Raw genomic sequence first — 8,459 nt, 5'->3', positions numbered from 1 at the left:
GAGTGCCGGCCTGTCACGCCGGAGGTCGCGGGTTCGAGCCCCGTCACTCGCGCCATTTCCTGCCGATGCAGGGGATGGCGCAATCGCGCAGATGAATGGGCCGACACGCATGGTATCGGCCCGCCTGTCCTTAGGTTACAGATTGTCGCCCGTGATGGCAGGAGCCAGCGGTTCGTTTGCCAGCCAGCGATAAATGCCGCCTGCGGCCAGCGCGCCGACCATCGGGGCCAGCCAGAACAGCCATAATTGCTGCACCGCCAACCCGCCGACCAGCAGCGCCGGACCCGTGCTGCGCGCCGGATTGACCGATGTGTTGGTCACCGGAATGCTGATCAGGTGAATGAGCGTCAGCGCCAGCCCGATCGCGATTGGCGCAAAGCCTGCGGGCGCGCGGCTGTCGGTCGATCCCAGGATGATGACCAGGAAGCCCAGCGTCAGCACCGCCTCAATCGCAAGGCCCGCTTCCATGCTGTAGCCGCCGGGCGATTGCGCGCCATAGCCGTTGACCGCTAGCCCGGTGCCGGTCAGGGCAAAATCCGGCTGACCGCTGGCGATGAATAGCAATAGCTGCGCCGCGATGACGGCGCCGATCAGTTGCGCGATGATATAGGGCGCGATGTCGCGCACCGGAAAGCGCCCGCCTGCCCACAGGCCGACGGTAACGGCGGGATTGAGATGGCATCCAGAAATATGGCCAATCGAATAGGCCATGGTCAGTACCGTCAGCCCGAACGCCAGGCTGACGCCCAGCAGGCCGATGCCGACGTCGGGGAAGGCTGCCGCCAGCACCGCGCTGCCGCAGCCGCCGAAAACCAGCCAGAATGTGCCGAACGCTTCTGCAAACAGCCGTTTGCTCATGGGAACCATCGCATCGTCCTCCTGTAGGGGTTGGCAAGGGCCACCGACAGGCTGTGCGTCCCCCGGCGCGCGGTGGCCGCCGCCCGGTGGTTCAGATGTGACGGAAAGGGGGCAGGTTCGCGCCATAAGCGCGCCTTCTGTGTCGACTGGCGCATGGACATGGCTTTGCCCCCCTTCCGCAGTCAGGAAGCAGCGCGCGTCTCCGCAATCGGGGACAGGCCGTTACGCTTCCTCAACGGAACAGATACAGGCAGGTGGTGCGCTTGTCACCGCTGTTAATCAGCCGCGCCGCCAGCGCCCCGTTTCCATCCAGGCCAGCAGCCGACGCAGCGGGAGTATCCAGATCCACACGATCCCCAGCACGACATAGAGCGGCGTCTGCGCCCAGACCGGCAGCGTGCCGATCAGGCCCGACAGGCTGGCCACCATCACCGCCCACAGCGCGATCAGACCGACGATCGCCAGCATCCCCACCGGCTTGCGCCAGCTAGGCTGATGATAATGGCGCGGGTCTATGGTCATGCCAGCGGTCCTTCGATCAGTTCGACTTCGGTCAGCACCATATGCAGCGGCAAGTCCCACGGGTCGGCAGGCACGGCATCCTGTTCCTGCACCGACCAGGCGATGCCGATGCGCAGCGCGTCGGGCAAGCGGGCAAAAGCGCGGTCATAATAGCCGCCGCCCTGGCCCAGTCGATTGAGGGCGCGATCGAACCCGACCAGCGGCGCGATGATGACGTCAGGCGTCACTGGACCATCGCCCGGTTCCGGGTGGCTGGTGCGGAACGGACCGGGCAGCAGGATGTCGTCAGGCTGCCATCGCAGGAAGTCCATGCTGCCCAGCCGATCCAGCACGCGCGGCAACGCCACGGTCTTGCCCATGGCGCTCAGCTGGTGCGCCAGCCGCTGGGCAGGCGCTTCATCGTCCAGCCCCATATAGAGCGCCACTACATGCGCGTCTGCGATGCGCCGGGCGAGGGGGGAGGGCAGCACCTTGAACGCCAGCCGGTGCGCCAGCGGGTCAAGCGTCGAGACAAAGGCACGGCGGCGGTCGCGCGCGATCTGGCGCAAGCTCGTCTTGTCGATGGTGTCGCCATTATCGCGCATGGGAGTCTTCCGGGGCTAGCAGGCTATTATAAAATCCTCCCCCCATGGGGGAGGTGGCAGCACGAAGTGCTGACGGAGGGGTGTCGCCCTCACGATAGCGCGACACCCCTCCGTCTGGCCTGCGGCCAGCCACCTCCCCTGCAAGGGGAGGATGCGGATTGGTATGGAAACGCCATGTTGGATGCATCGGGAACATTCACACCCGCTGGACGGAAAAGAAGGCAGGGTGACGGGACCGCCTTGGCCGTTTGCTGGAAAATCCTCTGACGCCTCAACGTCAGGTGGGGACCATATAGATCGGGCCGGAGCCCGCCCAGGGACAGCCCCCTAGGATGTGATTATCGCCTCAGGGATGTTCGCTAAAGCTCGTACCAGGCAGTACCCGTCGACCCCAATCTAGGCGTCCGCGGCGCGGGCGGCAAGCCCGTCGCGCAGCTTTTCTATGCGCGCTGCCAGCGCCTCTATCGCCTGCGCCGCCGGTTCATCCTCCGCCTCCAGCGCCAGCCTTTGCTGGCGGGCCGCAGTATCGCGGCGCAAGTCGTTCAGTTCGTCGGCCAGGAACAAAGCGGCGAACAGCAAGCTGCGCACCTCCGTCATGCCCGGCATCCCTTGCTGCGCGGCGCGCGCCTTCTCCTCGATCAGGCAGGCGAGATGGGTGAGATGTGCTTCCTCACCATCGCGGCATCGTATGTCATAATGGCGTCCGGCGATGTGCAGCGTGGTTTCAGCCAATGGTCCGGCCCTTCAGATCGGCGATCAGCTCATCGAGCGAACGCAGCGCCGCACGGGCGCCGTCCACATCCATATCCTGACCGCTAGTGGGAAGTGGAGAGGGGGATGGGGCGGCGGCCAGGCGGGCCACATCCTGTTCGAGCCGACCCACTGCACGTTCCAGCGTGCCAATTGCCTGCATCATGCGCTCGCTTGCCATTCGTCACGCATAGCGAAACTTGGCGCGGCACAAAAGCGATCATTGGACCTACAAGAGGCCGCTTTCCGGCCCGCCGCGGTTGACGCATGGGGCTTGACGCGACAAAGGAGGCGCGATCTCGACTCGCCCGCACAGCCTGCGGGCTGCTTAGTGTTATTCAGGCCAGTCCTGTTCAGGAAAGACGCACGCTGCCGATGACCGTTTCCGATAAGTCGTTCGCCAACGCCATCCGGGCGCTTTCCATGGACGCGGTGCAGGCCGCCAATAGCGGCCATCCGGGGATGCCGATGGGCATGGCAGACGTCGCAACGGTGCTGTTCAGCGATTATCTGAAGTTCGATCCGACCCAGCCCAAATGGGCCGACCGGGACCGTTTCGTCCTGTCGGCGGGGCATGGGTCGATGCTGATCTACAGCCTGCTGCACCTGACCGGCTATGCGCGCCCCACTATCGAGGACATCGCCAATTTCCGCCAGCTGCACAGCCCGTGCGCGGGCCATCCTGAAAATTTCGAGCTGGCAGGCGTTGAGGCGACCACGGGTCCGCTGGGTTCGGGGCTTGCCACCGCCGTCGGCATGGCGATTGCCGAACGGCACCTGAACGCGCAGTTCGGCGATGATCTGGTCGATCACCGCACCTGGGTGATTGCGGGCGACGGCTGCCTGATGGAAGGCATCAACCATGAGGCGATAGGTCTTGCCGGTCACCTGAACCTTGGCCGCCTGATCGTGCTGTGGGATGATAACAAGATCACCATCGACGGCGCGGTCGACCTGTCGAGCAGCGAAGATGTCCGCGCCCGGTACGCAGCGACCGGCTGGCATGTCGTGTCGTGCGATGGCCATGACGTTGCCGATGTCCGCCGCGCTCTGGCCGAAGCGGTCGCCGATTCGCGCCCCTCGCTCGTCGCCTGCGCCACCAAGATCGGCTATGGTTCACCCAACAAGGCGGGCACGTCTGGCGTCCACGGTTCCGCGCTGGGCGAGGCTGAAGTCGCCGCCGCGCGCGAATTTCTGGGCTGGGACGCGGCGCCCTTCGTCATTCCCACCGACATTGCTGCCGCCTGGAAGGCGATTGGCGCCAAGGGTGGCGATGTTCACACTGCGTGGGAAGCCCGGCTTGCAAGCAATGAGAAGGGCGCGGAATTTACCCGTCGCATGGCTGGCGATCTGCCCGCTAACTTCTCGCTCGAAGCCTATATCGACAGCCTGATCGCCGCCCCGCAGAAGGTCGCGACCCGTAAGGCCAGCGAACTGACTCTTGGTGCGATCAACGACCTGCTGCCCGAAACGCTCGGCGGTTCTGCGGACCTTACCGGATCGAACAATACCAAGACCAAGTCGACCGGCCCGCTGACGAAAGACGATTATTCGGGTCGCTATGTCTATTATGGCATCCGCGAATTCGGCATGGCCTGCGCGATGAACGGCATGGCGCTGCATGGCGGCGTCATCCCCTATGGCGGCACTTTCCTCGTCTTTTCCGACTATATGCGCGCGGGCATCCGCCTTGCCGCGCTCCAGCAGCAGCGGGTGATCCATGTGCTGACGCATGACAGCATCGGCCTTGGCGAAGATGGCCCGACCCACCAGCCGATCGAGCATGTCATGTCGATGCGGATGATCCCGAACCTGGATGTCTATCGCCCCGCCGACATTGTCGAGACGGCGGAATGCTGGGAACTCGCCCTAAAGGATGCGACCGGCCCGTCGGTGCTGGCGCTGACCCGCCAGAACCTGCCGCAGTTGCGCACCGAGAAGAGTGAAAATCTCTCCGCCAAGGGCGCCTATCGCCTGCGCGCCGCAACCGCCGATCGCAAGGTCGTGCTGATCGCCACCGGATCCGAAGTCGAGATCGCGGTCCATACCGCCACGCTGCTGGAAGAGCAGGGCATCGGTGCCGATGTCGTGTCCATGCCCAGCTGGGCGCATTTCGAAGCGCAGCCCCAATCCTACAAGGACGACCTGCTGCCGCATCATGTGCTGCGCGTGTCGATCGAGGCGGGGACGACCTTTGGCTGGGAGCGTCACACCGGTATCGCCGGGCTGCGCTTTGGCATCGACAGCTTCGGCGCGTCGGCCCCGGCGGAAGCGCTGTATGACCATTTCGGCCTGACCGCCGCCAAAATCGCGCCGCAGATCGTGGCCGCTCTCAACAACTGACCGAACAACAACTTCAGGAGGCTAGTGCAGTGGCAACGAAGGTAGCAATTAACGGTTTCGGACGCATCGGTCGCCTGGTGGCGCGCGCCATTCTCTCGCGCACCGACCATGACCTGGAACTGGTCAGCATCAACGATCTGGGCGACGTCAAGTCCAACGCGCTGCTGTTCAAGCGCGATTCGGTCCATGGCAACTGGAAGGGCGACGTCAGCGTCGATGGCGATTTCCTGGTCGTCGATGGCAAGAAGATCAAGGTGACCGCCGAGCGCGACCCCGCCAATCTGCCGCACGCGGCGCTGGGCGTGGAGATCGCACTGGAATGCACGGGCATCTTCACCACCAAGGACAAGGCGAGCGCGCATCTGACCGCGGGCGCGAAGCGCGTCATCATTTCCGCGCCCGGCACCAATGTCGATCGCACCGTCGTGTTCGGCGTCAACCATGACGCGCTGACCGCCGACGATATCGTCATTTCCAACGCCAGCTGCACCACCAACTGCCTGGCTCCGCTCGCCAAGGTGCTGAACGACGCCATCGGCATCGAAAGCGGCTTCATGACGACGATCCACAGCTATACCAACGACCAGAATACGCTGGACCAGCTGCATAGCGACATGCGCCGCGCCCGCGCCGCCGCCCTCTCGCAGATCCCGACCTCGACCGGCGCTGCCCGCGCAGTGGGTGAGGTTCTGCCTGAACTGAAGGGCAAGCTGGACGGTTCGTCGATCCGCGTGCCGACCCCCAACGTCTCGGTCGTCGACCTGAAATTCATTCCCAGCCGCCCGACCACCAAGGACGAGGTCAACGCGCTGCTCAAGGCAGCGTCGGAAGCTGGTCCGCTCAAGGGCGTGCTGGGCTATTCGGACGAGCCTCTGGTCTCGATCGACTATAATGGCGATCCGCGCAGCTCGACCGTCGACAGCCTGGAAACCGCCGTGGTCGACGGCAAGCTGGTCCGCGTGCTCAGCTGGTACGACAATGAATGGGGCTTCTCCAACCGCATGATCGACACCACCGGCGTGGTGGCGAGCTTCCTGTAAGACACCATAAATCCGTTCGCCCTGAGCGAAGTCGAAGGGTTCCACCGAGCAAAGCGAGGTGCCTTCGCCTCCGCTCAGGCGAAGGCTTCGACTTCGCTCAGCCCGAACGGGTTGGGAACATAGGAAAATTCCAATGACCAAGCCGTTCAAGACACTCGACGATATGGGCGACATCCACGGCAAGGCCGTGCTGGTGCGCGAGGATCTGAACGTGCCGATGCAGGACGGTTCGGTCAGCGATGATACCCGCTTGCGTTCGGCCATGCCGACCGTGCTGGAACTGGCCGATCGCGGTGCGAAGGTGCTGATCCTGGCCCATTTCGGCCGTCCCAAGGGGCAGAAGAACCCGGAATATTCGCTGTCCAAGATCACCCGCCCCTTAAGCCAGGTGCTGGGCCGCGAAGTGCAGTTCATCCCTGATTGTCAGGGGGAAGCCGCGACCGATGGCATTGCCGTGATGCGCCCCGGCGACATTGCGATCCTGGAAAACACCCGCTTCCATGGCAGCGAGGAACAGAACGATCCCGTTCTGGTCGATGCGATGGCGGCGATCGCCGACCTTTATGTCAATGACGCCTTCTCCGCCGCGCACCGCGCCCATGCCTCGACCGCAGGGATAGCGCACAAGCTGCCGTCGTTCGCCGGGCGCGCGATGGAGCGCGAACTGGATGCGTTGCAGGCCGCGCTCGGCACCCCGGTCAAGCCGGTGGCGGCTGTCGTGGGCGGCGCGAAAGTCTCGACCAAGCTGGACGTGCTGAACCATCTGGTCACCAAGGTCGATCATCTGATCATCGGCGGCGGCATGGCCAACACCTTCCTCCACGCGCGCGGCGTCGATATCGGCAAGTCGCTGTGCGAAAAGGATCTGGCTGACACCGCCGACGCCATTTTCGACGCGGCAGAAGCCGCCGGTTGCACCATCCATCTGCCCTATGACGTGGTGGTCGCGAAGGAATTTGCCGCCAACCCGCCCTCAGTCCGCACCTGCAACGTCCATGAAGTCGCCGCCGACGAAATGATCCTCGACGTCGGCCCTGCGGCTGTCGAGGCGCTGGCCGACGTGCTCAAGACCTGCCGCACGCTCGTGTGGAACGGTCCGCTGGGCGCGTTCGAGATCGCGCCGTTCGATACCGCGACCGTCGCACTCGCCCGCACGGCGGCGGCGCTGACGAAGGAAGGGCAGTTGACCTCGGTCGCCGGTGGCGGTGATACTGTGGCGGCCCTCAACCATGCAGGAGCAGCGGCCGATTTCACCTTCGTCTCGACGGCGGGCGGCGCGTTCCTGGAGTGGATGGAGGGCAAGGATTTGCCGGGCGTAAAGGCTTTGATGGCCTGACGACCGGTCAACGGTGGCACCGCCTTGGAGAGGGCGGCGCCATCTCCATTAAGAGAGAGTATGTGCAGATGCTGGATCAGGTTCAGAAGCAGAAGATTGCGACAGGCGAAGGCTTTATCGCCGCACTCGACCAGAGCGGCGGGTCGACGCCCAAGGCGCTCAAGGGCTATGGCATCGAAGAAGGTGCCTGGGGCAATGACGAGGAAATGTTCGGCCTGATCCACGCGATGCGCAGTCGCATCATCACATCGCCCGTGTTCACCGGCGACAAGGTGCTGGGCGCGATCCTGTTCGAACGCACGATGGACGGCACCGTCGATGGCAAACCGACCCCGCAGGCGCTAATCGAGCGCGGCGTCGTCCCCTTCATCAAGATCGACAAGGGTCTGGAGGATGAGGCGAACGGCGTTCAGGTGATGAAGCCCAATCCCGACCTGGACGTGCTGCTCCACCGCGCCAAGGCGCTGGGCGTGTTCGGGACCAAGGAACGCTCGGTCATCAACCTCGCCAACCGCGAAGGCATTGCCGCCGTGGTCAAGCAGCAGTTCGAAATCGGGCAGCAGGTATTGGCCGCCGGGCTGATGCCGATCATCGAACCGGAAGTGAACATCAAGTCGCCTGAACGGGCCGAAGCCGACGCGATCCTGCTCGACGAACTGGTCAAGGCGCTCGATGCGCTGCCCGCCGACCAGCAGGTGATGCTCAAATTGTCGCTGCCGGTACAGCCGGGCCTGTTCGACCCGCTGGTTGATCACCCCCGCGTGCTGCGTGTGGTTGCGCTGTCAGGCGGCTTTGCCCGTCCCGAAGCCTGTGTCGAACTGGCCAAGAATCGCGGCATCATCGCCAGCTTCAGCCGCGCGCTGCTCAACGACCTGCGCCACCAGATGAGCGACGATGAGTTCAATGCCTCGCTGGGCGAAGCGATCGACGAAATCCACGGCGCTTCGGTAGCGAAAACGGCGGTTGCGGCCTGATTGTAGTGCCGGGCGGGCGCAGGTCTGCCCGGCACCCCTTTCGCGCTCTCCT

General features: G+C 64.2%; 9 protein-coding genes and 1 other RNA gene. 4 read left to right on the top strand and 6 right to left on the bottom strand.

Annotated elements, in window-relative coordinates; translation table 11 throughout:
- Window positions 1–135: 135 nt before the first annotated feature.
- The 6 genes from aqpZ to ACODSR_RS19840 all read right to left on the bottom strand — a co-directional run bounded on the left by aqpZ (window position 136) and on the right by ACODSR_RS19840 (window position 2,880).
- Window positions 136–867 (bottom strand): aquaporin Z, encoded by a 732-nt coding sequence (aqpZ, locus tag ACODSR_RS19865; RefSeq protein ID WP_489078311.1) that lies wholly within the window; start codon window positions 865–867, stop codon window positions 136–138.
- Between the two features lie 270 nt (window positions 868–1,137).
- Window positions 1,138–1,380 carry a DUF2842 domain-containing protein gene (locus ACODSR_RS19860; RefSeq protein ID WP_489078310.1) on the bottom strand — a complete coding sequence of 81 codons (243 nt, stop codon included), beginning with the start codon at window positions 1,378–1,380 and terminating at the stop codon, window positions 1,138–1,140.
- Window positions 1,377–1,964, bottom strand: coding sequence for a 5-formyltetrahydrofolate cyclo-ligase (locus ACODSR_RS19855; protein ID WP_489078309.1), 588 nt, complete (start codon window positions 1,962–1,964; stop codon window positions 1,377–1,379). The genes ACODSR_RS19860 and ACODSR_RS19855 overlap by 4 nt, the downstream gene beginning before the upstream one ends.
- A gap of 228 nt (window positions 1,965–2,192) precedes the next feature.
- Window positions 2,193–2,349: non-coding RNA, 6S RNA (ssrS, locus tag ACODSR_RS19850), on the bottom strand.
- An 11-nt stretch (window positions 2,350–2,360) separates the two neighbouring features.
- Window positions 2,361–2,696 (bottom strand): cell division protein ZapA, encoded by a 336-nt coding sequence (locus ACODSR_RS19845; RefSeq protein WP_489078308.1) that lies wholly within the window; start codon window positions 2,694–2,696, stop codon window positions 2,361–2,363.
- On the bottom strand, window positions 2,689–2,880 hold the full coding sequence (locus ACODSR_RS19840; RefSeq protein ID WP_489078307.1) for a hypothetical protein: 192 nt from the start codon (window positions 2,878–2,880) through the stop codon (window positions 2,689–2,691). The genes ACODSR_RS19845 and ACODSR_RS19840 overlap by 8 nt, the downstream gene beginning before the upstream one ends.
- A 209-nt stretch (window positions 2,881–3,089) precedes the next feature.
- Here ACODSR_RS19840 and tkt point away from each other — a divergent pair, with 209 nt between their 5' ends.
- The 4 genes from tkt to ACODSR_RS19820 all read left to right on the top strand — a co-directional run bounded on the left by tkt (window position 3,090) and on the right by ACODSR_RS19820 (window position 8,407).
- Window positions 3,090–5,057 (top strand): transketolase, encoded by a 1,968-nt coding sequence (gene tkt / locus ACODSR_RS19835; RefSeq protein WP_489078306.1) that lies wholly within the window; start codon window positions 3,090–3,092, stop codon window positions 5,055–5,057.
- A gap of 29 nt (window positions 5,058–5,086) precedes the next feature.
- A complete protein-coding gene (gap, locus tag ACODSR_RS19830) occupies window positions 5,087–6,097 on the top strand; it encodes a type I glyceraldehyde-3-phosphate dehydrogenase (protein ID WP_489078305.1) in 1,011 nt (336 codons plus the stop codon).
- 133 nt (window positions 6,098–6,230) lie between these two features.
- Complete coding sequence (locus ACODSR_RS19825) at window positions 6,231–7,433, top strand: phosphoglycerate kinase (RefSeq protein WP_489078304.1); 1,203 nt, start codon at window positions 6,231–6,233, stop codon at window positions 7,431–7,433.
- 68 nt (window positions 7,434–7,501) lie between these two features.
- On the top strand, window positions 7,502–8,407 hold the full coding sequence (locus ACODSR_RS19820; RefSeq protein ID WP_489078313.1) for a fructose bisphosphate aldolase: 906 nt from the start codon (window positions 7,502–7,504) through the stop codon (window positions 8,405–8,407).
- Window positions 8,408–8,459: the final 52 nt, after the last annotated feature.

The sequence above is a fragment of the Sphingobium sp. FG125 genome, from assembly GCF_057809795.1.
The sequence above is the reverse complement of the archived record's forward strand: the minus strand, read 5'-3'. Positions and strand labels throughout refer to the sequence as shown.

Bases quoted from the DNA above. Each gene is read 5' to 3' on its own strand.
- aqpZ (WP_489078311.1), bottom strand. From the start codon at position 867: ATGGTTCCCATGAGCAAACGGCTGTTTGCAGAAGCGTTCGGCACATTC.
- ACODSR_RS19860 (WP_489078310.1), bottom strand. From the start codon at position 1,380: ATGACCATAGACCCGCGCCATTATCATCAGCCTAGCTGGCGCAAGCCG.
- ACODSR_RS19855 (WP_489078309.1), bottom strand. From the start codon at position 1,964: ATGCGCGATAATGGCGACACCATCGACAAGACGAGCTTGCGCCAGATC.
- ACODSR_RS19840 (WP_489078307.1), bottom strand. From the start codon at position 2,880: ATGATGCAGGCAATTGGCACGCTGGAACGTGCAGTGGGTCGGCTCGAA.
- tkt (WP_489078306.1), top strand. From the start codon at position 3,090: ATGACCGTTTCCGATAAGTCGTTCGCCAACGCCATCCGGGCGCTTTCC.
- ACODSR_RS19825 (WP_489078304.1), top strand. From the start codon at position 6,231: ATGACCAAGCCGTTCAAGACACTCGACGATATGGGCGACATCCACGGC.
- ACODSR_RS19820 (WP_489078313.1), top strand. From the start codon at position 7,502: ATGCTGGATCAGGTTCAGAAGCAGAAGATTGCGACAGGCGAAGGCTTT.